Source organism: Sodalis sp. (in: enterobacteria), assembly GCF_047607725.1.
Taxonomy (GTDB): domain Bacteria; phylum Pseudomonadota; class Gammaproteobacteria; order Enterobacterales; family Enterobacteriaceae; genus JBLKSS01.
In genome coordinates this window covers 1-25,270 of the sequence record NZ_JBLKSS010000071.1, presented here as the reverse complement: position 1 = coordinate 25,270, position 25,270 = coordinate 1, and the positions used below count along the sequence as shown (strand labels likewise).

Sequence of the window (25,270 nt, the reverse complement as noted above, 5' to 3'; positions counted from 1 at the left end):
CGGTAGAGCTGGCGCCAGTTGAACAGCAAATTGTCATTGATACCGTTATCCCGTGCCAGCTTGGCAATGGATACGCCGGGCTGGAGCGCCTGCTCAACCAGCTTAATTTTAAAGTCCAGCGGGAAATTGGGATGACGTCTTGAGGGTTTTGGTGGGGTTTGTTTCATGAACTGCGCCATTAAAAAAATAATGGACATCATCTTCAATAACTTGATGGGGAATTAACAGACGGCGCTGGGCGTACGCTTACCAAAAAAGACGTCTATTGATGTTCCGATTGTGCCGAAGGCCGGACTCGAACCGGCACACCCGAAGGCGGTTGATTTTGAATCAACTGCGTCTACCGATTTCGCCACTTCGGCACTGAAGGGGTACGGATAGCGAGGTGCATTATACCGTTAACAGATCCCGGCGCAATACTAATCCGCCTCTCCGGTGCACAACTGCTGAAAAAACGGCCTCACGGTGCATTTTGGCGCCTGTTGGCTAAGGTGGGTAGGTGGGCAGGCGGAGCAACTCTACCGCCCGCGCGTCTGTTGGCTAACGTTAGCAGCCGGAGCAGTTACGTCGCTCCCGCGCCTGCTAGCTAACTTTGGCCACCGGTTTACATTCCACCCGCGCTTGCTGGCTATCGCTGGCACCCCGGGCACCAATAAAACGGCCGGCCGGAAAACGTGGTTTTTTCAATTGCTTGGCCACAGCGCTCGCAGGCTTTGCCGGCACGATGAAAGGCGCGAAAGCGAAACGTGGCGCCGTGGTGATCTTTAGCGCCTGGCTGGCCGCGGGTAGTGTAAGATAAGCGCGGAATGTTGAGAATAGCCTGACACAAAAGCCGTTGTTGCTCCTCGTTAAGATCGCGCGGTCGATGTTGCGCCGCCAGCTGCGCTTGCCACAGAATTTCCACCCGCAGATAATTTCCCAGGCCGGCAATGAAGAATTGGTCCAGCAGCAACGCGCCAAGCTGGCGGCCGCAAAAGCGCTTGGACACCAGCCGCGCCTGCACGGTTTCCACTGTCAGTTGCGAGTCCAGCGCATCCGGGCCAATGCGCAGCAAAAAGGGGGGCTCAGCAACCTCGTCAGCGCTTAATATACTGATTTCTGATGCGCTGTAGAGCAAGATGGCGGCGTTTTGATTCTCCAGCCGTACCCGCATCGTCACCGGTGTTTCCCCCGCTTTGACCACCCGCCAGACGCCGTACAGCTGGTTGTGGCTGTAGAGCACCAGTCCATTGGAAAACCAGGTCAGCAGCGCTTTACCCCGCGCCTCGATCTTGTCGATGGTTTGCCCGGTCAATTGCGTCTCCCAGCGTTTCAAATGGGGAAAGGCAAACCACGCCAGGGTAATCGGTAAATGGGACATCGCCTGCATCAAGCCATCGGCTGCACGACGTATTTCCGGTCCTTCCGGCATTTTCCCCTCCCTTCAACCGCGATGGATGCTGATGATAGCACCCGGCGAGAAAAGTCGTCTAAGCGAAAATCAAGGAAACCAGCCCCGGCGTTTCCTCCCCGAGACTCTACCCGACGCCGAAGGCGTGCATCGATCGTCACTGGCGACCACGCGTGATGTATTCGTTGCGGGCTGATAGGCGCGTAACCTGGCTGTCTCCGCCGCGCCGTTAATCGATAGCGGCGGCCGAACGAAGCGCAAGGAAGTGAATTACCGCCTTTACCCGTTTGATCGCTGCGTCGCAATTGGCTAAGGACGAATCGCGACAGGTTCCACATCAACTTAGGCTGATCCCGTTGCCACCGGCAGGAATAGTCTCAAAATGGGAGTTTACGGTAGGTTTGTCCGATATTCCGCTGCCCGGCAGGCATTGATGTGGCATACTGTGTCGATACGCCTACAGGGTCGCGACGCTTATGCAGGTGACGTGATCGGCGATTAATTCAGGAGATTGTTATGATGACCCCTTCCCGCCACCTGTTGTGCGCGCTGAGCGTCTGTACCGCCATGTCTTGCGGTATGGCGCAAGCGGCTAGCTGGATGGATTCTGCCGCGAACGTGGCCAACAGTTTGCAACAATCGAACGCCAACAGCGGCGGGCAAAATACCACCGCTACCAATAATAACGGTACCTCGTTAAGTTCGCTAGCCGGGCTGCTGAACGGCGGTGATAAAGCGTTAAGTTCCGGTTCAATGACTAATGCCGCCGGCGTGCTGCAATACTGCGTTAAAAATAATTTACTGTCCGCAGGCAGTACTTCCACGGTAAAAGATCAGCTGTTGGATAAGCTTGGCATCAACAATAACGCATCGACCACCGCCTCCGTTGCGAAAACGCAGGATTACCAGTCCGGTCTGGCGGGGATCTTGAATACCAGTCAGGGCAACACCGTGAATTTGAACGCTCTTAGCACTTCACAGTTAACTGAAAAGGTCAAAACCAAAGCCTGCGATTTGGTCCTTAAGCAGAGCAAAAACTTTATTTCCTGACGCGTGTTCCGGCGGGGTGCCGTTGCACGCCCCACCGGAGTGCATGCTAGCACCTGAGCCGGGATACTACCGCCTCACAAAACATACGAAACAATCCTGGCGCTCACCGCTAAACAAGCGTCAGCACGATAGCCATTAACCGCCCGCTTTGGGAATTGCGAAGGTGATTCAGCAGCCCAGTGCTGAAGCAGCGCCAGCGCGATGTTCACCCTTGAGCGGGATCGGGCAACATCAGCCCAATACACAGCCTCGCTTTGGGAAACACTGGCGCTTGCCGCTACGTATTCGTCAGGTGAAAATAGCCGAGCACCTCGCAGCCCTCACCCACCCGCGGTGTGGCAATCACCTGCAGCAGGTGCAAATCGATCGCGCTCAGGGTGCCGTCATCCTCATTGGCAATCAGCAACAGCGCGTTATCAGGGCTGAAGCCGCCATCCATCGGCTTATTGCCGACGCTAAAGCTGGCCAGCGGGGTGAGTTCACCGTCCAAGAGTGTCACCACCGGCTCGCCGTCACCCACGACGCCAACAGCGAACCGTCGTGATTAAAGCGGACGACCTGAGCGCTGTGATGGTGATCGTTAAGAGGTAGCGTGCCGCGCAGCTGATGGCTGTCGCTATCGACAATATACAGCGCCGGGCGGCCGTGGCCACCACATAGGGATGGCGGGGCGGCGATACCGCCGATCGGTCCCGGCATGGCGATCGTATCCAGCACCCGCCCCGGCGAGACGGCGATATCCACCACGGTAATACTGGCGTCCTCTTCATTCTCCGTGAACAGCTTTTTCCCCGACGGCATAATGGTCAGGCGGTGCGTGTTGGCTGAAGGTGTCGCTATCCGCTCAACCACCCGGTCATTATCGGTGTCTATGACCACGATGGCGCGGCTATTTTCACAGCAGAGATAAAGGCGCCCATCATCGCCGATACGGCCGGTATGGGGGGATTGCAACGGGCTGATGTCGATAAAACCCCGTAGTGTGCACCGCGCCAGGTCGATGACGGCGATTTTATGTCCTGGATTCGGATTGTCTCCATGGACGCCGTCGCCGTACAAAGGAACGTAGGCCTTCATTTTAGACGCCGCAATCATCAACTCGTGCGGACGGGGAGGAAAGCCGTTTAACCTTTGCTGTACAACATAGCTGTCAGCATCGAGAAACAGAACGTTTGAGCCTTGCTTGTCAACGGCAATCAGGCCATAGGCGTCGGCGAGTGTGGTCATAGTCGCTCTCCCTTCTCAGCTATCTTTACCCTGAGAATAGTTCATCATGCAAGGTTTGGCGCCGACGCAGACATCGTTTACACTGAGAGACGTGCCGACAGTCGCTCTGGTAATAGCGTAGGCGGCGGCACCGTCAGCAAAATGCGCTGCGGCTCGGGCAGCGAAACAATCATAGGTCATCAGAGAGAGTCTGGCGGAAATGGGGCGTCTCCTGCCTGCGCAATGGGTCTTTCATTAATTTATTTACAAATTAATAATATATTTAATAGCAATAAAAACAGCCCTATGGCGGGAGAATTTAATTTATGTCATGTGCATTAAAATAAATAACCTACTATTTACCCACGGACAATAACATTATTCCTCACAGGCCAAAAAGGAGGATAAGCTAGTAATAGCGCCCGCTGCGGGGGGTTTGGCCGGCAAAGCGATAACTCTGGACCAAAGGGGAAGGTTAATTTAATGTTGACATAATTAAAAAATCAAAGATAAAATAATTAGTTACCAAAAGTAGTTAACTATCGAGCCCAATTTTATTTTCGTTCACGACCTTGTCAAGGACATTTAATGACTTGGATTCCTTAATATTCGTTCACTAACGAATATCTCACAAACCAGCCATTTAACGAATGCCTTTTATATGAATAACTTTGATTTTAATTTATTAGTGGTTCTCAACGCATTACTGGAAGACTGTAGCGTCAATCTGGCTGCCAGGAAGCTTAAACGTCACCGCGGCCGGCTATCAGCAAATCGCTGAATAAGATCCGCACCTTATTCAATGATCCGATTCTGGTGCGCAGCGGCACCAAATTAATTCCCACACCCAAGGCGATTGCATTAAAGGAGGATGTTAGACAACTCGTCAATCGGATTGAATCCATGCTCAACACCAATATGGCGTTTGAGCCGCACACCACCACCGTTTCATTTACCATCGCCACCAATGCCACTATCGTGTTCACCCTGAACGCGCAGCTGTTCTGCGAGGTTCAGCGCAGCGCGCCGAATGTGTTTATTAATCTGGTGCACGACTCGGACTACGACGATGATTTTCTCAGCTCCAACGATATTGATCTCTATATCGGTGAGATGCGGGATTTAAACTCGGATATTACCATTCGCACTATCCACTCGGCGAAATGTTACTTTATGTGCCGATGCGGCCATCCTATCCTGGCCAGCGATAAAAGCATGGACAATCTGCTCAAATATCATTTTGTTCAAACCAAGGAGAAGTATCCGACAGGGACCGACGAGGCAGCGAAATACTTCTGGTCGGCGCGCCATGTGATGGGGGCCACCCCCGGCTACATGGCAACGATGAACGCTATTACTCATTCCGATACGCTGGCTATCGTGCCCGATTTTGTAGTCACCACAATGAAGAAATTGAATGTGGCGGTGGAATTCTTCAGCGCCGATTTCGATCTGGGTAAGCGCAGTATTATCCAGGCATGGCATTCAAAACATAATCATTCACCCTGCCATAAATGGTTGCGGGATTTGACCAAAGGCATGTTTATTGACAGCATGAAATAATTTGCCGCTGTCGGTATGACACAGCATTAAGGTCCAAAATGAAAGCCACGGCAATAAAAAAACGGCGCTGACGGTATTACCCAACAGCGCCTTAACAGCATGACGATGCTGATGATAAGAAACGCCATACTGGGTAGCAAAGCTCCGAACACGGGCGGCATGTTGTACACCAGACTCAACGGCCCGAAGATCTGATCCAGCACGTAAAACAAGAAACCGAAGCTTATCCCCGTGACGACCCGTACCCCCATAGGTACGCTGCGAAGCGGTCCGAAAATAAACGACAGCGCCATAAGCATCATCACCGCCACCGAGAACGGCGAGAAAATCTTGCTCCACATATTCAGCTGGTAACGGTTGGATTCCTGCACGCTCTGCTTGAGATAGTTGACGTAATTATACAGCCCCGAGATAGACAACGAATTTGGCTCCAGCGCGACGACTCCCAGTTTATCCGGCGTCAGGTTGGTTTTCCATTCGCCGTTCAGGGTTTGCCGGCCGGTTATCTGCTTGTCGTTGGTCAAATCCGATTCGTCCACCTGCGACAATTTCCAACTGCCGTTGCTGAAGGTGGCCGTGGCGGCATAGCGTAGCGACTGCAGCCGTTCGGCCTTATCGAAGTGGTAAATATTGACGCCGGCCAGCTCATCACTGCCCACCACGCGCTCGATAAAAATAAAGTCATTACCGTCCTTGGCCCACAGCCCGTTTGGGGTTGAGAGCATGGAGCCGCCGTAAATCGCCTGGGTGCGGTAGCTGTAGGCCATTTGTTCGCCCGCTGGCGCCACCCATTCGCCGATGGCCATGGTCAAGAGTACCAGAGGAATGGCGGTTTTCATCACCGAACCGGCCACCTGCAGCTGGCTGAAACCGGATGCCTGCATCACCACCAGTTCACTGCGCGTCGCCAGCGAACCCAGCCCCAGCAGCGTGCCCAGCAGCGCCGCCATCGGGAAGAAGATTTCGATATCCTTAGGTACGCTGAGCAGGGTAAACAGGCCCGCGCCCAGCGCCGAGTAGCCCCCCTGACCCACTTTGCGCAGCTGCTCGACGAATTTGATAATGCCCGACAGCGACACCAGCATGAACAGGGTCATCATGATGGTATTGAAAATGGTTTTACCGATATAGCGGTCCAATACGCCAAACATTAGGCCGCTCCTCTTGCATGCAGGCGCCCGCGAAGCCTTCGCGCCGGTACGCTGTCCCATAAATTCAGTACCAGCGCTAGCGCCAGGTACGCCACATTGGTCAGCCACATCCACAACATCGGGTCAAGCTTGCCCTTGGCGCCGTTGGAGCGCAGCGAGGTTTGCAGCAGGAAAAAAATCAGATACAGCAGCATCGCGGGCAGCATGCTCAGGACCCGGCCCTGCCGCGGGTTAACCACCGATAGCGGCACCACCATCATCGCCATAATCAGCACCGACACCACCAGCGTGAGCCGCCAGTGCAACTCAGCGCGCGCCTCCGGCTCCGGCGAGCGCCACAGCTGGCGCAGCGTCATTTGCTCGGCGTCGGTGCTGTCCACCGCCACCGCCCGATGGCCGATAACCGCCTGATATTGCGTAAAATCGGTAATGCGGAAATCGCGCAGCAGCGCGGTCCCCTCATAGCGGGTGCCCTTATCCAGCATGACCAATTGCGATCCGTCCGGCCGCTGGGTCATATGACCGCGGTCCGTGATAACCACGGAAGGGCGCGCATTGCCGTTCGGTTTGAGCTGGGCCAGAAACACATGTTCAAACCCTTTATCTTTCACGTTGCCGACGAACAGCACCGAATTGCCGTTTTCCGCCGGTTTGAATTGCCCCTCGACCAGCGCCGCCATGCTCGGGTTGGCCTTGGCTTCCGACATCACCAGATCCTGATGACACGACGACCAGGGCGAAAGCCATATCACATTCACCGCCGCGACTATCGTGGTAATTAGGCTGAACACAAGCACCGCGCGGATCAAAACGCTTTTACCCAGCCCGCAGGCGTGCATAACCGTAATTTCGCTTTCGGTGTACATACGGCTCAGCGTCATCAACAACCCCAGGAAGAGACTCAGGGGAAGGATCAATTGAGCCATTTCAGGCACACCCAAGCCGAGTAAAGATAAAACCAGGTTTGTCGGAATATCGCCATCCACCGCCGCGCCCAAAATCCGCACCAGCTTTTGACAGAAAAAAATCAACAGCAGGATGAACAGAATGGCAAGCTGGCTTTTAAATGTCTCCCGAACCAGATATCTAGTGATTATCACGCTTATTTCGCCTGTGAAAACTTGTCTTTTTGCAGGAAAATCGATAATTTCATCGCTAATCCATCATTAATACGTATCAAACAGCCACCCTTATCGCTAGATAGAGTATAACACATTAAGCGTTCGGCCGTGCCATGAGAACGCACTGATTGTCGACAGAATAGCGTCCTTTGCGTCGTTCAGATTAACACATAGAGTGAATGCAAAGGTGGGACGATGACGGGAAAGTCTATTTTATCCCGCGCAACCGTCTTTGTCTTTAAGATTCAGGAGAGTGCATGGAGTTCAGTGTAAAAAGCGGTAGCCCGGAAAAGCAACGTAGTGCCTGTATCGTCGTCGGGGTTTTTGAGCCGCGCCGTCTGTCCCCGATCGCCGAACAGCTCGATAAAATCAGCGAAGGCTATATCAGCGCGCTGCTGCGCCGTGGTGAACTGGAAGGCAAGGTCGGGCAGACGCTGCTGCTGCATCATGTCCCGAATGTGTTGTCCGAACGTATATTGCTTATCGGCTGTGGTAAAGAGCGTGAGCTGGATGAACGCCAGTATAAGCAGGTTATCAACAAAACGATTAATACGCTCAACGACACCGGCTCCATGGAGGCCGTCTGCTTTTTGACCGAGCTGCACGTCAAGGGGCGTAACACCTACTGGAAAGTACGCCAGGCGGTGGAGACGGCGAAAGAGACGCTTTATACCTTCGATCAGCTGAAGAGCAATAAAACCGAGCTGCGCCGGCCGCTGCGCAAAATGGTGTTCAATGTGCCGACGCGCCGCGAGTTAACCAGCGGCGAGCGCGCGATCGAGCACGGTCTGGCTATCGCCGCCGGTATTAAAGCCGCTAAAGATTTAGGCAACATGCCGCCCAATATTTGCAATCCGGCCTATCTGGCCTCGCAGGCGCGCCAGTTGGCCGACGGCTACGGCAAAACGACCACGACCCGGGTCATCGGCGAACAGCAGATGAAAGAGCTGGGCATGAACGCTTATCTGGCGGTCGGTCAGGGCTCGCCCAATGAATCGCTGATGTCGGTTATTGAGTATAAGGGCTGCCCCGACGCCGAAGCGCGGCCGATTGTGCTGGTGGGTAAAGGGCTGACCTTCGACGCCGGCGGCATTTCCATCAAGCCCGCCGACAGTATGGATGAAATGAAATACGACATGTGCGGCGCCGCAACGGTATATGGTGTGATGCGCATGGCGGTGGAGCTTAATCTGCCGTTGAATATCGTTGGCGTGTTGGCCGGTTGCGAAAACATGGTGGACGGTCGCGCGTTTCGGCCCAGCGATGTGTTGACCACCCTCTCCGGCCAAACGGTGGAAGTGTTGAATACCGACGCCGAGGGCCGGCTGGTACTGTGCGACGCCCTCACCTATGTCGAGCGCTTCGAGCCGGACGTGGTCATCGATGTCGCCACGCTGACCGGCGCCTGCGTTATTGCGCTGGGGCATCATTTGACCGGGCTGATGTCGAATCATAATCCGCTGGCCCATGAGCTTATCGGCGCCGCCGAGCAGGCCGGCGACCGCGCCTGGCGTTTGCCGCTGGGGGATGAGTTCCAGGAGCAGCTGGAGTCGAATTTCGCCGATATGGCGAACATCGGCGGCCGGCCCGGCGGCGCGATTACCGCCGGCTGCTTCCTGTCGCGTTTCACGCGCAAATATAATTGGGCGCACCTGGACATCGCCGGCACCGCCTGGCGCTCCGGTAAAGCCAAGGGCGCCACGGGACGGCCGGTGGCGATGCTGTCGCAATTCTTGCTCAACCGTGCCGGACTCAACGGTGACGAGTAACCGCAAAAAATGTATGCTTGCACGGGCGGCAATTGCCGTCCGTTATTTTTTCCGTCATCCCCTGGTTAACAAAACGGCACATGAAAAACGCAACCTTCTATTTGCTCGACCAACACGACACCAGCGACGGGCTGATCGCCGTGGAGCGGCTTGCCTGCGATTTGGCGGCCGGTAAATGGCGGGAGGGGAAACGGGTGCTTATCGCCTGTGAGGACGATGCCCAAGCGCTCAGGCTGGACGAGGCGCTGTGGGCGCGCGATCCCGATACGTTCGTGCCGCATAACCTGGCGGGCGAAGGCCCGCGCTACGGCGCGCCGGTAGAAATTTGCTGGCCGCAGCGCCGCGGCAACGCGCAGCGGGATCTGCTGATAAGCCTGCTGCCGGCCTGCGCGGATTTTGCCTCCGCTTTCCATGAAGTGATAGACTTCGTCCCGGATGAAGACGCTTTGAAACAGCTGGCGCGCGATCGTTATAAAGTGTATCGCAGCGTCGGCTTCCAATTGACTACGGCCACGCCGCCAACGCAGTGATTAACGACGCATAATGGACAAAACATACAATCCCAAAGATATCGAGCAGCCGCTGTACGAGCACTGGGAGCAGCAGGGCTATTTCAAGCCGAACAATGATACCCGGCAGGATAGCTACTGCATCATGATCCCGCCGCCGAACGTCACCGGCAGCCTGCATATGGGCCATGCCTTCCAGCAGACCATTATGGATACCCTGATTCGTTATCAGCGTATGCAGGGTAAAAATACCTTGTGGCAGGCGGGCACCGATCACGCCGGCATCGCGACGCAGATGGTGGTGGAGCGCAAAATCGCCGCCGAAGAGGGCAAAACCCGCCACGATTACGACCGCGCCGCCTTCATTGACAAGATTTGGCAATGGAAAGCGCAATCCGGTGGCACCATTACCCATCAGATGCGTCGGCTGGGCGATTCGGTGGATTGGGAGCGCGAGCGGTTCACCATGGACGACGGGCTGTCCAACGCGGTGAAGGAAGTGTTCGTGCGTTTGTATCGGGAAGATTTGATTTACCGCGGCAAACGCCTGGTGAACTGGGACCCGAAATTACGCACCGCGATTTCGGATCTGGAAGTGGAAAACCGCGAGTCGAAGGGCTCAATGTGGCACCTGCGTTACCCGCTGGCCGACGGCGCGCGCACCGCCGACGGTCTGGATTACCTGGTGGTCGCCACCACGCGGCCGGAAACCATGCTCGGCGACACCGGCGTGGCGGTCAATCCGGAAGATCCGCGCTATCACGATTTGATTGGTCAGTTCGTCATGTTGCCGCTGGTCGGCCGCCGTATCCCTATTGTCGGCGACGGACACGCGGATATGACCAAAGGCACCGGCTGCGTCAAAATCACGCCGGCGCACGATTTTAACGACTATGAGGTCGGCAAGCGCCATGCGCTGCCGATGATCAATATCCTGACCTTTGACGGCGATATCCGCCAGGAAGCCGAGGTGTTCGACACCAACGGAGAGCCCAGCGAGGCGCTGTCTGGCGAAATTCCGGCGGCTTTCCGTGGCCTGGAACGTTTCGCCGCCCGCAAGGCGATCGGGGCGGAATTCGACCGCCTGGGCCTGCTGGTCGAGGTCAAGGCCCACGACCTCACGGTCCCGTATGGCGATCGCGGCGGCGTGGTTATCGAGCCGATGTTGACCGATCAATGGTACGTGCGCGCCGCGCCGCTGGCGAAAGTGGCGGTGGCAGTTATGGAACAGGGCGAGATCCAGTTCGTGCCGAAGCAGTACGAAAACATGTATTTCAGCTGGATGCGGGATATTCAGGATTGGTGTATTTCCCGTCAACTGTGGTGGGGCCACCGCATTCCAGCCTGGTACGACGCCGAGGGCCGGGTCTATGTGGGCCGCAGCGAGGCCGAGGTGCGCCAGCAACATCAGTTGGCGGACGATATTCCGCTGCGCCAGGACGACGACGTGCTGGATACCTGGTTCTCTTCCGGACTATGGACCTTCTCCACCCTCGGCTGGCCGGAAGACACCAACGCGCTGCGCACGTTCCATCCCACTAGCGTGGTGGTGAGCGGCTTTGACATTATCTTTTTCTGGATAGCGCGCATGATCATGCTGACCATGCATTTCATCAAGGATGACAACGGCAAGCCGCAGGTGCCGTTTAACACCGTCTATATGACCGGTCTGATCCGCGATGAAGAAGGGCAAAAAATGTCCAAGTCCAAAGGAAATGTTATCGATCCTTTGGACATGGTGGATGGCATTTCGCTGGCCGATTTACTCGAAAAGCGCACCGGCAATATGATGCAGCCGCAACTGGCGGACAAGATCCGCAAACGCACGGAAAAACAGTTTCCGAACGGCATCGAGCCGCACGGTACCGATGCGCTGCGTTTCACGCTGGCGGCGCTGGCCTCTACCGGCCGCGATATCAATTGGGACATGAAGCGCCTGGAGGGGTATCGCAATTTCTGCAATAAATTGTGGAACGCCAGCCGTTTTGTTCTGATGAATACCGAAGATCAGGACTGCTGTTTTAACGGCGGCGACCAAGTGCTGTCGCTGGCGGATCGCTGGATCCTGGCGGAATTTAATCAGACGGTGAAGGCGTTTCGCGAGGCGCTGGATACTTACCGTTTCGATTTGGCGGCCGGGATTTTGTACGAATTTACCTGGAACCAGTTCTGCGACTGGTATCTGGAGCTGACCAAACCGGTGATGAGCGGCGGTAGCGATGCCGAGCTGCGCGGTACCCGCCATACGTTGGTCAACGTATTGGAAGGGTTGCTGCGCCTGGCGCATCCCATCATTCCGTTTATTACCGAAACCATCTGGCAGCGGGTGAAACCCCTCATCGGCGAACCGGGTGCAACTATTATGCTGCAGCCGTTTCCGGCCTATGATGCGGCGCTGGCGGACGCCGACGCGCTAACCGACCTGGAATGGATCAAGCAAGCTATCGTCGCGGTGCGCACGATTCGCGCCGAAATGAGCATTACGCCCGGTAAGCCGCTGACGGTGCTGCTGCGTCAGGCCTCACCGGCGGTGGCGCGCAGGGTGAACAAAAACTTGAGCTTTATACTCACCCTGGCACGGCTTGACAGTATTACCCTGCTGCCGGCGGACGATAAAGGACCGGTTTCCGTCACCCAACTTATCGACGGCGCCGAACTGCTGATCCCGATGGCGGGCCTGGTCGATAAAGACGCCGAGCTGGAGCGCCTGGCAAAAGAAGCTGCGCGCATCGAAGGGGAAATCGGCCGTATCGCCGCCAAGCTCGGCAACGAGGGCTTTATCGGCCGCGCGCCGGAGGAGGTGGTGGCGAAAGAGCGCGAGAAGCTGGAAAGCTATCAGCAATCCAGTGCGAAATTGCTCGAACAGCAAGCGATCATCGCCGGTTTGTAATCGCGCTGTCGCCGGTCGGCAAGCGCGCTACTCCCGGTCGGCAAGTGTTGGTCATCACGCTATCGCCGGTGAGTGATCGCTCCCCGGTCGCCGCGCCCCGTCAGGCGGCGGCCGTCCCCGACAATCGCCCAGGCGCCCACGGAGGTTTCGGTTGCATCGCCAGGCCCTGCGGTGCTATTATTTTTAATCCATCATGCCTTTATTTATGACTATCCGGATCATGACCATGCCCACTACCTCTGCAGATGCCATACGGGTGCGTCCGATAACGCCGGCAGACAATAACGCCATCGCGCAGGTGATCCGCCGGGTTTCCGCCGAATTCGGTCTGACGGCGGATAAAGGCTATACCGTTTCCGATCCCAACCTCGATCATCTCTATGAGCTCTACAGCCAGCCGCGTAGCGCCATTGAGCGGCGCAAACGAGGAGGTTTGCGAACTGCAAAAAATGTATTTCCTGCCCGAACTGCGCGGACGTGGTGTGGCGTGGGAGCTGGCGCAGCGTGCGCTGACGTTTGCCCGCGAGCAGGGTTTCCGCCAATGTTATCTGGAAACCACCGCCACCCTGGATCGCGCTATTGCCCTCTATGAGAAGCTGGGCTTTCGCCATATCGACGGCCCGATGGGCAATACCGGACACGTCGACTGTGAAGTCACCATGTTGAAAACGTTATAGACCGTCTGGGGTGGACGCGAATAGCGCCGGTGACGGCCGTTATTCGCGTCATCCTTCAGCCGACCTTCGCGGTCAGCGGCGGGGGACAATCAATGGCGTGTGGCGGGCACCTCGTCGCTATCCGCAGGGCCGTCGTCGAACTCATCGCCCTCTTCATCCTCACCGTCGGGATCCTCGAAATAAGTGCCCCAGCCGTCGTAATTTACCCCCAGGCGCTGCGCCAGGGTGAAGAGCTGTTCTACCTGTGCATCGATAAGCTCCGCCTGTAGCGCGACTTCACTGACCGCATCGCAGCACATCAGCGTTTCGCCGCCTTCCACTTCCAGCTCTTCGGCATCGGTGACTTCGTAACCCAGTTTAAAGGCCTCTACCGCGACTTTCTCCAGGGTGTCAAAATTGTCCGCGGAGAGATGATGCTCGATGGTATAAAGCGCCTCAGGATCGCTGCCGTCTTCCAGCAGTTCGTCAATAATCAGACGCGTCTCTTCGCGTTGCTCTTCAAGAAATGAATGTGCCATGCCCCTGTCCTCAATACGTCGGCCTGTAGGAGGGCTATTTTCACACACCGACGGGTGCGGCTCCAGCTTAATGGTGAAAGATTTGCTGTCAGCACTTGAATTTGAATATTCATACATATAAAGTGAATTTTAATTCAACCTGTTTGACAGAGTATTCATGGAGAAACGGATGATGAATCAGTTATTTCAACGCAATTTCCTGAGGTTGATGGATTTTACCTCTGCCGAAATTAATCAATTACTGGCGCTGGCCGCCGACCTGAAGCGCCAAAAGCGCGCCGGAGGCGAGACGCCGCGCCTGGCCGGTAAAAATATTGCGCTCATCTTCGAAAAAGATTCGACCCGTACCCGCTGCTCTTTCGAAGTTGCCGCCTTTGATCAGGGCGCCCGCGTGACTTATTTGGGGCCGAGCGGGAGCCAGATAGGCCATAAAGAATCCATAAAGGATACCGCTCGGGTACTAGGCCGTATGTATGACGGTATCCAATATCGCGGCTATGGCCAAGGGATCGTCGAAACGCTGGCGCGTCACGCCGGCGTGCCGGTATGGAACGGGCTTACGACCGAGTTCCATCCTACCCAATTGCTGGCCGACCTGATGACCATACAGGAATATTTGCCGGAAAAACCCTTTAATCAAATGTCGCTGGCCTATGTCGGCGATGCGCGCAATAACATGGGCAATACGCTGCTGGAAGCGGCGGCGCTGACCGGTATCGATTTGCGGCTGGTGGCGCCGACCGCCTGCTGGCCGGATCAAGAGCTGGTGACCGCCTGCCGTCGATTGGCGCAGCAAACCGGCGGCGATATTACCCTTACCGAAGATATCGCCGCCGGCGTGAAGGCGGTGGACTTTATCTATACCGATGTGTGGGTATCGATGGGCGAGGACAAAGGGGTATGGCAGGAACACATCGCGCTACAGCGCGCCTATCAGGTCAATATGGCCATGCTGCGCCAGACCGGCAATCCACAGGTGAAGTTTTTGCACTGTCTGCCCGCGTTCCATGACGATCAAACTACCCTCGGCAGGCAAATGGCGGAGCAATATGGCTTGGCGGGCGGCATGGAAGTGACCGATGAGGTATTTGAATCCCCCCACAGCGTGGTGTTCGATCAGGCGGAAAACCGCCTGCATACGATCAAAGCCGTCATGGTGGCGACGCTGGCGCAGCCGTCAGCCGGTTAGTTAGCGCCCGCTTATGGCGCCGCATGACTACCGCCAGAAACGGGTCAGCGCCCTTGTTGCCGGCGACACGCGGCGGCCGCTAAATCCGGTTAGTGCCTTTGTTGCTGGCGGCGCACAACGCCGCCAAGCGCGGTTCAGCGCCGTTGTTTCTGCCGGTACACGGCTGACGCCAGCAATGGGGCATCCTATGCGCTCGAGCTCATGTTTGGAAACCGGGCAGCGGCCCACGGCGACGAGGCGCCAAGGATAACGCGGTTGCGAGCCTCGGGCCGGCCGCGGCGGAAGCCGCCGTCGCGCGTTTAAACCGCCCGCGCCGCGTCGATTTTTATCACCGCCTTGCGGATATTCGCCGGCTCGCCCACCGCGGCGTATGCACTTCACCGGGAAAATACACCACGAAATCCCCCGCATGCAGCACCACCTGTTTTTCATGCTGGCCCGACGGCAGAAAGGCGATATCTTTTTCCTCCAGCCGGTCGGTGTCCGGTTTACCCGCCGGCAGCGTGCTGTAGCATTGCGCTTCGGTACCACGCAGCAAAATCTGGATATCAAGATATTTGGCATGATATTCGGCACGGCGCGCCGCCTGGCGCGGTTCCGTCACATCATTGGAAACAATAACAAAAACTTCATTGCCCTCGATATCATGTTTGCCCAAGGGCGTCTCATCGTTAATGTGGCGTTTGACGTAATCGATGGCGGCGCGCAATTTGGCGGGCAGATACGGAATGAATTCGAGATGATTGACGTTACCGGTGATCATAATAGTTCCCTGAAAATGAAAAGTCGTTTTAGTGTAAAACAAGAAATGGGTGAAAGGTAAGAGCAATCCGTCAGTTATTTTACCCCGCCGGCTAAATGGTTCCTTTTCGTTGCCGTCGGACAAGATTTAGGCTTGAAGTAGAAAATCACCGGCGTATAATGCCGGGCAGTTTGCCGGGAGGAACCATGTACAGCATCAGCACGTTGGCTTATATTCAGCTGCATACGTTTCACGCTGGCGGCCAGGCGCCGCGGCTGCTCCCGTTATATTCTGTTATTATCGTCCCTCAATGAGGGGCTTTTTTTTGGACGCAAATTGGCGCGCCCTACGTCACCCGACGGCATTACCGGCACTTATAAGGAGGAAGGAAAGATGGTGAATCCCCTTTATCAAAAGCATATCATTTCCATTAACGACCTGAGCCGCGAGGAGTTGGAAATGGTGTTAACCACCGCCGCCGCGTTCAAGGCCCGGCCGCAGCCGGAATTACTGAAACACAAAGTCATCGCCAGCTGTTTTTTTGAGGCCTTGACCCGAACCCGCCTGTCGTTTGAAACCGCGATTCACCGGCTGGGCGCTTCGGTCGTCGGTTTCCCCGATGCCAACAATACCTCGCTCGGCAAAAAAGGCGAGACGCTGGCCGACACCATCTCGGTCATCAGCACGTATGTCGACGCCATCGTGATGCGCCATCCGCAGGAGGGAGCGGCCCGGCTCGCCACCGAATTTTCCGGACAGGTGCCGATTTTAAACGCCGGCGCCGGCGCCAATCAGCACCCTACCCAGACCCTATTGGATCTGTTCACGATTTAAGAAACCCAGGGACGTCTGGATCATCTCAGCGTCGCCATGGTAGGGGATCTGAAATATGGCCGTACCGTGCATTCACTGACCCAAGCGCTGGCCAAATTCGACGGGAACCGCTTTTATTTTATCGCGCCACAGGCGTTGGCGATACCGGCCCACATCCTGCACATGCTGGAGGAAAAGGGAATCGCTTACAGTCTCCACACCAGCATTGAAGAAGTGGTGCCGGCGCTGGATATCCTTTATATGACCCGGGTGCAGAAAGAGCGGCTGGATCCCTCGGAATACGCCAACGTGAAAGCACAGTTCGTGCTGCATGCCGGCGATTTGCTGCAGACGCGCGCTAACCTGAAGGTTTTGCATCCGCTGCCGCGGGTGGACGAAATCGCCATTGACGTGGACCGCACGCCGTATGCGTATTATTTCCAGCAGGGCGGTAACGGAATTTTCGCCCGCCAGGCGCTGCTGGCCGCCGTACTGGGCCACAACCCGGACCAACCGACGCCGTAATGTTTTCGTTCGCTTCGGGGAGAAGCAGTACGCCGTTTCTCTCTGAGGTCGGCAGTGCGATGGCGGCATTGCGCGGCCGTCCTGCATAGCGCCGGTGTTCTCGCCCTAGGAGGGTGTTGCTGCCCGGGCGCACGATTGCCGATAGACACCTGGACACCATCCAGCTAGCATAATAGCGCGTATTGTTGGTGCTGCGCCGGGTCAGCGGTTGACGAGGCGCTTATGGCTTAGCTCATTCGGCTAAAAAGTTTAGGCCGCCGGCTGAGATGCGCCGCCCGTGCCCTTCGCCAGCCCGCCAGCACGGTGTGGCCCGTTAGCCGCTGCGCCCGGCTGACGGGGATCAGGACAACCGGCTGTGACGCTGCATACTGAGTAAACCGCCTGAATCAACAGCAGGCGCAGGAGGGGGAATCACCCATGACGCAAGATAATAAATTACAAGTGGAAGCGATACGCAGCGGCACGGTCATCGACCATATCCCGGCGCAGGTGGGCATGAAATTGCTGAGCCTGTTTAAGCTGACCGCTACCGATGAACGGATTACCATTGGTCTTAATTTGCCGTCCAACCAGCAGGGTAAAAAGGATCTTATCAAGCTGGAGAATGTCTTTTTGACTGAAGAACAAGCCAACCAGCTGGCCATCTATGCGCCGCACGCCACGGTTAACCGTATTGATAATTACGATGTGGTGCGTAAACAGACGCTACAGTTGCCGGAGCGTATAGATGGTGTGCTTACCTGCCCCAACAGTAACTGTATCAGCCGCAGCGAGCCGGTGGCGTCCGGTTTTCGCGTCAAGGTCCACGGTCAGCAGGTGCACTTACAGTGCAAATATTGCGAGAAGGAATTTGAACACCAAGCGGTGATTCAAAGCGCCTGATCTCTTCGCCGCTGCCGGTTAATGGCCTATGCTGGCCGGCACCGTTATTTCGCTTAATGTTCAATCATCAGGAGTAGCCATGACCCGCATAATCAATACGGAAAACGCGCCCGCAGCCATTGGTCCTTATGTGCAGGCGGTCGATCTCGGCAATATGATCCTTACCTCCGGCCAGATCCCGGTATGCCCGAAGAGCGGCCAGGTAGCGGAAGCGGTTGCCGATCAGGCGCGCCAGTCGCTGGAAAATGTCAAAGCTATCGTCGAGGCGGCGGGTTTACAGGTTGCGGACATCGTAAAAACAACGGTGTTTGTCAAAGATCTCAACGATTTCGCGACGGTTAACGCCACCTATGAAGCCTTTTTCACCGAACATAACGCGCCGTTCCCGGCCCGCTCATGCGTGGAAGTCGCACGGTTGCCGAAAGACGTGAAAATCGAGATTGAAGCTATCGCCGTACGCCGCTAGGCGAAGTGCCGGCGGGACGTTTCCTGTCGGCGTCATCTTGTCCCATCCGCTGTTGCCCCGACAAGATCGTCACTGATGACAAAAAAGACGCCTTTGCCCATGCCGAAAGGCTCGCGCAGGCAGGGTAAGCAAAAGTGGAGTACTGACCGGCCTACCTCTTAATCGCAGATGCGCGTTAATGACGCGGTTATCGCTCACGCCGTGCCGGTTGGCGTTTGTTATCTCCACCTCAGTAAAAACAAAGATATCCTTCAATTGAGAGGTTCGTCCGATCGCAGCTCTAAGACGTATTCGACATGCACTGCCCTCGTGCCCACCCCAAGGGTCGCGGCGCGGGTAATTCGGCCAACGGCATCGATCTGCCGAGCTTGAACGTTGATATTAAAGTCACGAGCATCCGGCAACCGCAGTCCTCCTGCCCCTATAAGTCGGCGCGTCAGAAGATCTACGGGCTCGGCTACCACCTCATTGTGTTCATCTATGAGAAAGTGGACGATCCGTTCACGCGTACGGGCCGGCTGAACATGATGCACACGATTTTCGTGGACAAGGGCCGTACCGCCGACTTCCAGACCACGCGCGGCCTGCGACAAATTATTGCTAATGAGGAAAATGCGGACGATATCGTGGCCTTTCTCCAGGATAGAAACCTGCCCGTTGACGAAATCGAAGCGCGTAACATCGCCGAAACCGTTTTGGCTGAACCGCCGCTGCAAGGTTACCTCACTATCTCAAACGCACTGCAATGGCGGCTCCAGTACAGTCGGGTGATATTACAGGCGGGTGCCGTGGACGGCCTGGAACGGGTGCTCTGACCATGGCCGGCAAAAAAGAGCGGAACGTCTGGCAATTCGGGGATTTTCAAACCCCCCCGGGTCTGGCGCGCGCTGTGTGTGCCGTCCTGGCTCGACGCGGCATTTCCCCCGGCGCCGTGGTCGAGCCCACCTGCGGCCAGGGCGCTTTCCTTGAGGCCGCCGTTGCACATTTCCCCGCGGCGCGGCAAGTGTTGGGCCTTGAAATCAATGCGGCGTACGTGAAGGTAGCCCGGATGCGTCTTGGCCGCGCCGCTCGGGTGGAACAGGGCGATTTCTTTACCCTCGACTGGGACGCGGTGCTGTCTGGCGATCCGGGGCCATGGTTAGTGCTGGGCAATCCCCCCTGGGTCACCAATGCCGAACTGGGGCTACTCAAGAGCGCCAACCTGCCCTCGAAAAGCAATTTCCAGGGGCATAAGGGACTGGATGCGCTTACCGGCAAAGCCAACTTCGACATTTCCGAGTGGATGCTGCTCAAGCAGTTGGAATGGCTTAGGGGACGCTCCGGCTGGACAGCGATGCTCGTCAAGACTTCGGTGGCGCGAAAATTGCTGCGACAAGCGTGGCGGCGAGGCGATCCGGTCGGTCGGGCCGCCATCTATAAGATCGATGCCATGCAGCATTTTGGCGCGGCCGTCGAAGCCTGCCTTTTTGTCCTGCCGGTCGCCGTTGGGGACAACTCGCAAGACTGTGATGTCTTTGCCAGCCTTGAAGCCTCGACGCCGGAATCCACCATCGGTTTTCACGATCAGTTCTTGGTCTCCAATGTGGAATCGTACCTCCGCCATCGCGATCTGATTGCCATCAACCAACATTACGTCTGGCGCTCCGGCGTGAAGCACGACTGTTCAAAGGTCATGGAGCTGTCGAAGGGGGTTGACGGCCTGCTGACCAATGGCCTGGGAGAGTGCGTGGAGCTTGAAACCGGCATCGTCTTTCTGCTGCTCAAAAGCTCCGATGTGGCAAAAGGCAGGACCCGCGCGGACCGCGTCATGATCGTCACCCAAAAAGAGATCGGCGAGGATACCGCGACGCTCGCCGGCACGGTGCCGAAGACGTGGCGATACCTGATGGATCATGGGGATAGACTCGATGCCCGGGGCAGCGTTATCTATCGGGGAAAGCCGCGCTTCTCGGTGTTTGGCGTCGGCGCCTATACCTTCGCGCCCTGGAAAGTCGCCATCTCAGGCTTCTATAAGTCGCTTAATTTCATGAAGGTGGGGCCTATGGATGGCAAGCCCGTGATGCTGGACGACACCCTCTATTTCCTGCCCTGTCAGCATGAATCGGAGGCGGACTTCATCATGACATTGGTGCGATCACAGCCGTTCACCGAGCTCCTCGGCGCGATGGTGTTTAATGACGAAAAACGCCCCATCACCGCCGAGCTGTTAAAGCGCGTTTCCCTTGAGCGCGTGGCGGACAAATTGGGTATGAGCAAAGAATACCACGCCATCACCCGGCAGTATCAACCGGCACCGCATCGCTTTAGGCTCACCGCGGCACAGCCCTAATCGCTGACAAGGTCCCCCTTTTCTTTATCGCTCATCGCAGCTGCGCTAGGTGCCTGGGGTGCCGTTGCTTCAGCGCTCCGCCGTTTTATCACCGCCGTCAAGTCCAAATTTTCCCCTGGGAAAGGGGCAAAATTTGCCTACCTCCCCTTTTTTCAGCTATTTCAAGCGTTACCGCGCGGACGGGTAAAAATCGCGCTGACCAGCAATTCATCCGAACATAAACTTTATTGCGCAAAGTCAATTTTTAGTGCGATCGGCGCGCCGCTTTCCTACATCTTGTGCCAAAATCATATCATAAAGACTACATATAGTGCTATGCGATGAAGCACACAGACCGCCGGCAATCGGCCTCTTCGTCGCATCACGGATTATTAATGGCCGGCACGCGCGGTTTGCGCGCGTAAACGCGTCCGCGGCGTAGCCGACCGTTGGCAACATGAGCGATTGTCTTTTTCAGGCGCTGCCCGCAGGCGCGGCGCTTAACCTCTCTCGGCATACAAGGGGTCACATCGTGCAACCGGTAGTGATCAAACGGGACGGATGTCAGGTCAATTTCGATGAACAGCGTATTTTCCAGGCGGTTTTACATGCCGCGCAGGTGGCGCGGCAAATGGCGTCCCGCTCCCATGTGGATATCCGCGATATCCAGGACGCGGTGGAAAATCAGCTGATAGCGGGTACTTACAAAACCCTAGCGCGGCTGTACATCGAATACCGTCACGATCGCGACGTGGCGCGCGAGCAGCGCGGCCGGTTGAACCAGGAAATCCGCGGGCTGGTGGAACAGAGTAATATGGCGCTGTTAAACGAAAACGCCAATAAGGACAGCAAAGTGATCCCCAGCCAGCGCGATTTGCTGGCCGGGATCGTCGCCAAACATTACGCCCGACAACATATCCTGCCGCGCGATGTGGTGCTGGCCCACGAACGCTGCGAGATTCATTATCACGATCTGGACTATTCGCCGTTCTTTCCCATGTTCAACTGCATGCTAATCGATTTACAAGGCATGCTTACCCAAGGTTTTAAAATGGGCAACGCCGAGATAGAGCCGCCGCGCTCGATCTCCACCGCAACCGCGGTCACCGCGCAAATTATCGCCCAGGTCGCCAGCCATATTTACGGCGGCACCACCATTAATCGGATAGATGAAATTCTGGCGCCCTATGTCGCCGCCAGTTATGACAAGCACCGTAACACCGCCAGTGAATGGCATATTGCGGATGCGGAAGGCTATGCCCACGCCCGCACCGAAAAAGAGTGTTTCGATGCTTTCCAGTCGCTGGAATATGAGGTCAATACCCTGCACACCGCCAACGGCCAGACGCCGTTCGTCACCTTCGGCTTCGGGCTGGGCACCAGCGCGGAATCGCGGCTGATTCAGCAGTCCATACTGCGCAACCGCATCGCTGGACTGGGTAAAAAACGGAAAACCGCGGTGTTCCCCAAGTTGGTGTTCGCGATTCGCGATGGCGTAAATCATAAATTCAGCGATCCTAACTACGATATCAAACAACTGGCGCTGGAGTGCGCCAGCAAACGGATGTACCCCGACATCCTCAATTATTACCAGGTGGTGAAGGTCACCGGATCGTTTAAAACGCCGATGGGCTGCCGCAGTTTCCTCGGGGCCTATGAGGAAAATAGCCAACTTGTCCACGATGGCCGCAATAATCTTGGCGTCATCAGCCTCAATCTGCCGCGCATCGCGCTGGAGGCTGAACGCGACGAAGCGCGCTTCTGGTCATTGCTGGACGAACGGCTGCGGCTGGCCAAAAAAGCGTTGATGACGCGTATCGCCCGACTGGACGGCGTGAAAGCGCGGGTCGCGCCGATACTGTATATGGAAGGGGCCTGTGGCGTGCGCCTGAAGGCGGATGACAACATCGCCGAGATCTTTAAACACGGTCGCGCCACTATTTCGCGGGGCTATATCGGCATTCACGAAACCATTAACGCGCTGTTTGGCAACCGCACCCACGTTTACGACAGCGTTGAACTGCGGGAGAAAGCGCTGGCGATCGTCGCACGGTTGCAGGCGGCGACCGAAAGCTGGAAGAAAGAAACTGGTTATGGTTTCAGCCTCTACAGCACGCCGAGCGAAAACCTGTGCGACCGCTTTTGCCGGCTGGACGCCGCCGAGTTCGGTATCATCGACGGGGTCACCGATAAAGGGTATTACACCAATAGTTTCCATTTAGACGTGAAAAAGAAAGTGAACCCCTATGACAAGTTGGATTTCGAGGCGCCCTATCCTCCGCTGGCGAGCGGCGGCTTTATCTGTTATGGCGAGTACCCCAATCTGCAGCACAACCTGCGCGCGCTGGAAGATGTCTGGGACTACAGCTATCACCGCGTGCCTTACTACGGTACCAATACCCCTATCGATGAGTGCTACGAGTGCGGTTTTACCGGCGAATTCGCCTGCACCAGCAAGGGCTTTACCTGCCCGAAATGCGGCAACCATAACCCGGCGCGCATGTCGGTAACCCGACGGGTCTGCGGTTATCTGGGCAGCCCGGATGCGTGGCCGTTTAACGCCGGCAAACAGGAGGAAGTCAAACGGCGCGTCAAGCATCTCTCGACCGGCGAGCTGGGTTAGGGAACGATGAATTACCATTAGTACTACCCGGTGGATGTCATCAACGGCCCCGGCACGCGTTGTACGCTGTTCGTCTCCGGCTGCAAGCACCAATGTCCGGAGTGCTACAACAAAAGCCCCTGGCGGCTCAATTCCTGTTTACCCTTTACCGCGCAAATGGAGGATTGCATTATTTGCCATTTGCAGGATACGCGTATCCGGCGGCAGGGATTATCCCTGTCGGGCGGCGATCCGTTGCATCCGGCAAATCTGGTGCCGATTCACCGGCTGCTGCAACGGGTACGCCGGGAATGTCCCGGTAAGGATGTTTGGATGTGGACCGGCTATACCCTCGGGACCTTAACCGAGGTGCAGCAACAGCTGGTAGCGCTAGTGGACGGCAAATTCGTACAGGATCTACACGATCCCGCGCCGATTTGGCGCGGCAGCGGCAATCAGGTGATCCACGATTTGAATGCGCAGCGCAGGCTACAAGGCGCGACATTGCGGGCGTCGCCCAATGCGGCGAACATAACCGAAGCGATGGGTGCCGGCGACGCGAGGGAGGCGGCCATACCCACCACTAGCGCTGCCGGAATAGGGGAGGTCATCTCGGCGGCGCCGGCGGCTTATACGCCGCCCTGTCGGCGGTGCTCACTGACCCCGCACGCGGAAATAGCGCCTGTTCGTTGTGGTGCGCCAAGCCGCCATAGCGCCGGAGAATAAGGCCACGCGCGTGCTTAAGCCCTGTAAGTCGTCACGGGCGGCGAATTGTCAATAAGCGCAAATTTGCTCCCATAGGGGGTGTTTATCCCGATAATATTGATACACATCAATAAGCCTGGTGTGTTTTTCGCGTTCACTTAAGCCTGCCCAGCTTATTTATTAGTAACCTGAAACAGGAACCCCATGCGCGTTTGTGTTCGTCCCACCCGATTCAGCCATCTGCTTCGCAGCCGCCGCCGGCGGATTGCCTAGCAGTGGATGCTGTTTATCTGGCTGTGGATGAATGCGCAGCGGGCGCTGGCCAGCCACGATTGCAATCTCAAACCCATCTCGCTGCCGCCCAGTATCCAGCATAGTGAAGGCATGATCCATAGCGTCATCCCGCAGCCGGGCCACGCCAGCACCACCGAACCGATCTGCGGTAAACACTGCCTGCCAGATTCAGCGCAGCAGGATAACCACCACGCGCCGCTTATCGCACTGCCGAACAGCGCCAGACTTAGTCTAATCGACCGGCATGAGCCGCCACAGCAACAAATCGTTGCCTGGCTGATGCCGCCCATCGCGGGACCGCCGGCGGAAGAGAAATTTTGCCGCTACCGAGAATAACCTCCTGACAAAACGCAACCGGTTGTCGACGCAGTCATTGCGCCGGCAGTAATTGATTTTTGTTCAGGAATTGTCCTCATGCGTACTGTATTGCTTAGTGTTAGCGCTGTTATAAGCCTGCTTTCCTTTTTTTTACCGCTGAATGCCTCTGCGTCCGCCACGCTAACCGTCGCCGGCGATCCCGGCGCGATGGTGCAGACGATGCACGGCCACGCCGACACCCTCTCTCTCCCACACATGACCCCCGTCTCCGCTGACGGCCAGTCCGGCATGGCGCAGATGATGCATGCCCACGCCGGCGCGATGACCGCCGATGCCCAGACCTTGCCGGCCATACAGCAGGCCGACGTCGACACCGCGGTCTATAGGTAAGCGTACGCCCAGCGCCGTATTGACAGTTATTCAGCAGGGATGGTGAGGTTCTACGGCAGGAGCTCTTTGATTTTGTTGATGGGATGATCCGCGATAATCGCCAGCACATGGCGCAGATACGCTTCCGGCTCCACGCCGTTCAGTTTGCAACTGCCGATCAGCGTATACATCAGCGCCGCCCGGTCGCCGCCG

Annotated in this window: 20 protein-coding genes, 1 tRNA gene and 5 pseudogenes; 16 read left to right on the top strand and 10 right to left on the bottom strand. The window is 56.5% G+C overall.

The features are described 5' to 3' along the window. The 3 genes and pseudogenes from ACMX3H_RS07080 to nei all read right to left on the bottom strand — a co-directional run. A pseudogene (locus ACMX3H_RS07080) lies at positions 1-137 on the bottom strand (transposase); the annotation flags it as partial. Between the two features lie 143 nt (positions 138-280). Continuing rightward, positions 281-362 (bottom strand) — tRNA-Leu (locus ACMX3H_RS07075). Between the two features lie 266 nt (positions 363-628). Beyond that, positions 629-1,411 (bottom strand): endonuclease VIII, encoded by a 783-nt coding sequence (nei, locus tag ACMX3H_RS07070; protein ID WP_415210293.1) that lies wholly within the window; start codon positions 1,409-1,411, stop codon positions 629-631. 498 nt (positions 1,412-1,909) lie between these two features. On the opposite strand from nei, the gene ACMX3H_RS07065 reads away from it, so the two are divergent. After that, entirely contained in the window at positions 1,910-2,440 is a 531-nt protein-coding gene (locus tag ACMX3H_RS07065) for a DUF2501 domain-containing protein (protein WP_415210296.1), read from the top strand. A gap of 277 nt (positions 2,441-2,717) precedes the next feature. Here ACMX3H_RS07065 and ACMX3H_RS07060 read toward each other — a convergent pair whose 3' ends face one another. Together ACMX3H_RS07060 and ACMX3H_RS07055 are read right to left on the bottom strand one after the other, a co-directional pair. Further along, positions 2,718-2,942 (bottom strand): YncE family protein, encoded by a 225-nt coding sequence (locus ACMX3H_RS07060; RefSeq protein ID WP_415210292.1) that lies wholly within the window; start codon positions 2,940-2,942, stop codon positions 2,718-2,720. Beyond that, complete coding sequence (locus ACMX3H_RS07055; RefSeq protein WP_415210291.1) at positions 2,936-3,667, bottom strand: WD40 repeat domain-containing protein; 732 nt, start codon at positions 3,665-3,667, stop codon at positions 2,936-2,938. The genes ACMX3H_RS07060 and ACMX3H_RS07055 overlap by 7 nt, the downstream gene beginning before the upstream one ends. An 882-nt stretch (positions 3,668-4,549) precedes the next feature. On the opposite strand from ACMX3H_RS07055, the gene ACMX3H_RS07050 reads away from it, so the two are divergent. Further along, positions 4,550-5,209, top strand: a complete 660-nt coding sequence (locus ACMX3H_RS07050; RefSeq protein WP_415210290.1) for a LysR substrate-binding domain-containing protein — start codon at positions 4,550-4,552, stop codon at positions 5,207-5,209. Positions 5,210-5,235: 26 nt separating this feature from the next. On the opposite strand, the gene lptG is transcribed toward ACMX3H_RS07050, so the two are convergent. Beyond that, positions 5,236-6,360, bottom strand: a complete 1,125-nt coding sequence (gene lptG / locus ACMX3H_RS07045; protein WP_415210289.1) for an LPS export ABC transporter permease LptG — start codon at positions 6,358-6,360, stop codon at positions 5,236-5,238. Beyond that, positions 6,360-7,460, bottom strand: a complete 1,101-nt coding sequence (gene lptF / locus ACMX3H_RS07040) for an LPS export ABC transporter permease LptF (RefSeq protein WP_415210288.1) — start codon at positions 7,458-7,460, stop codon at positions 6,360-6,362. The genes lptG and lptF overlap by 1 nt, the downstream gene beginning before the upstream one ends. Before the next feature lie 278 nt (positions 7,461-7,738). Between lptF and pepA the strand changes: the two genes are divergently transcribed. The 4 genes and pseudogenes from pepA to ACMX3H_RS07020 all read left to right on the top strand — a co-directional run bounded on the left by pepA (position 7,739) and on the right by ACMX3H_RS07020 (position 13,326). Beyond that, entirely contained in the window at positions 7,739-9,250 is a 1,512-nt protein-coding gene (pepA, locus tag ACMX3H_RS07035; RefSeq protein WP_415210287.1) for a leucyl aminopeptidase, read from the top strand. 80 nt (positions 9,251-9,330) lie between these two features. After that, complete coding sequence (locus ACMX3H_RS07030) at positions 9,331-9,780, top strand: DNA polymerase III subunit chi (protein ID WP_415210286.1); 450 nt, start codon at positions 9,331-9,333, stop codon at positions 9,778-9,780. Positions 9,781-9,793: 13 nt separating this feature from the next. Continuing rightward, on the top strand, positions 9,794-12,649 hold the full coding sequence (locus tag ACMX3H_RS07025; RefSeq protein ID WP_415210285.1) for a valine--tRNA ligase: 2,856 nt from the start codon (positions 9,794-9,796) through the stop codon (positions 12,647-12,649). 226 nt (positions 12,650-12,875) lie between these two features. Further along, positions 12,876-13,326, top strand: a pseudogene (locus ACMX3H_RS07020) (GNAT family N-acetyltransferase). Positions 13,327-13,415: 89 nt separating this feature from the next. Here ACMX3H_RS07020 and rraB read toward each other — a convergent pair. Then, positions 13,416-13,844 (bottom strand): ribonuclease E inhibitor RraB, encoded by a 429-nt coding sequence (rraB, locus tag ACMX3H_RS07015; RefSeq protein ID WP_415210284.1) that lies wholly within the window; start codon positions 13,842-13,844, stop codon positions 13,416-13,418. Positions 13,845-14,016: 172 nt separating this feature from the next. Here rraB and argF point away from each other — a divergent pair, with 172 nt between their 5' ends. Beyond that, a complete protein-coding gene (gene argF / locus ACMX3H_RS07010) occupies positions 14,017-15,033 on the top strand; it encodes an ornithine carbamoyltransferase (RefSeq protein WP_415210295.1) in 1,017 nt (338 codons plus the stop codon). A 299-nt stretch (positions 15,034-15,332) separates the two neighbouring features. Here the strand turns inward: argF and ACMX3H_RS07005 are convergent. Then, positions 15,333-15,796: pseudogene (locus tag ACMX3H_RS07005) on the bottom strand (YhcH/YjgK/YiaL family protein). Between the two features lie 372 nt (positions 15,797-16,168). Between ACMX3H_RS07005 and pyrB the strand changes: the two are divergent. From pyrB to ACMX3H_RS06960, 9 genes and pseudogenes are all read left to right on the top strand, one after another. Beyond that, positions 16,169-17,113 (top strand): annotated as a pseudogene (gene pyrB / locus ACMX3H_RS07000) (aspartate carbamoyltransferase). Positions 17,114-17,530: 417 nt separating this feature from the next. Next, positions 17,531-17,995: an aspartate carbamoyltransferase regulatory subunit gene (pyrI, locus tag ACMX3H_RS06995; protein ID WP_415210283.1), complete on the top strand. Its 465-nt coding sequence runs from the start codon at positions 17,531-17,533 to the stop codon at positions 17,993-17,995. 79 nt (positions 17,996-18,074) lie between these two features. Next, a complete protein-coding gene (gene ridA / locus ACMX3H_RS06990; RefSeq protein ID WP_415210282.1) occupies positions 18,075-18,461 on the top strand; it encodes a 2-iminobutanoate/2-iminopropanoate deaminase in 387 nt (128 codons plus the stop codon). A 296-nt stretch (positions 18,462-18,757) separates the two neighbouring features. Then, complete coding sequence (locus tag ACMX3H_RS06985; RefSeq protein WP_415210281.1) at positions 18,758-19,276, top strand: hypothetical protein; 519 nt, start codon at positions 18,758-18,760, stop codon at positions 19,274-19,276. A gap of 2 nt (positions 19,277-19,278) precedes the next feature. Further along, a complete protein-coding gene (locus tag ACMX3H_RS06980; protein WP_415210280.1) occupies positions 19,279-20,790 on the top strand; it encodes a hypothetical protein in 1,512 nt (503 codons plus the stop codon). A gap of 511 nt (positions 20,791-21,301) precedes the next feature. Beyond that, on the top strand, positions 21,302-23,392 hold the full coding sequence (nrdD, locus tag ACMX3H_RS06975) for an anaerobic ribonucleoside-triphosphate reductase (RefSeq protein ID WP_415210279.1): 2,091 nt from the start codon (positions 21,302-21,304) through the stop codon (positions 23,390-23,392). Positions 23,393-23,422: 30 nt separating this feature from the next. Next, positions 23,423-23,848 (top strand): annotated as a pseudogene (gene nrdG, locus ACMX3H_RS06970) (anaerobic ribonucleoside-triphosphate reductase-activating protein); the annotation flags it as partial. Positions 23,849-24,355: 507 nt separating this feature from the next. Further along, on the top strand, positions 24,356-24,706 hold the full coding sequence (locus tag ACMX3H_RS06965) for a hypothetical protein (protein ID WP_415210278.1): 351 nt from the start codon (positions 24,356-24,358) through the stop codon (positions 24,704-24,706). A gap of 78 nt (positions 24,707-24,784) precedes the next feature. Further along, positions 24,785-25,078: a hypothetical protein gene (locus ACMX3H_RS06960; protein ID WP_415210277.1), complete on the top strand. Its 294-nt coding sequence runs from the start codon at positions 24,785-24,787 to the stop codon at positions 25,076-25,078. A 50-nt stretch (positions 25,079-25,128) separates the two neighbouring features. Here ACMX3H_RS06960 and ACMX3H_RS06955 read toward each other — a convergent pair. Then, positions 25,129-25,270 (bottom strand): transposase domain-containing protein (locus ACMX3H_RS06955; protein ID WP_415210294.1); only part of this gene is annotated, 142 nt, incomplete at its 5' end.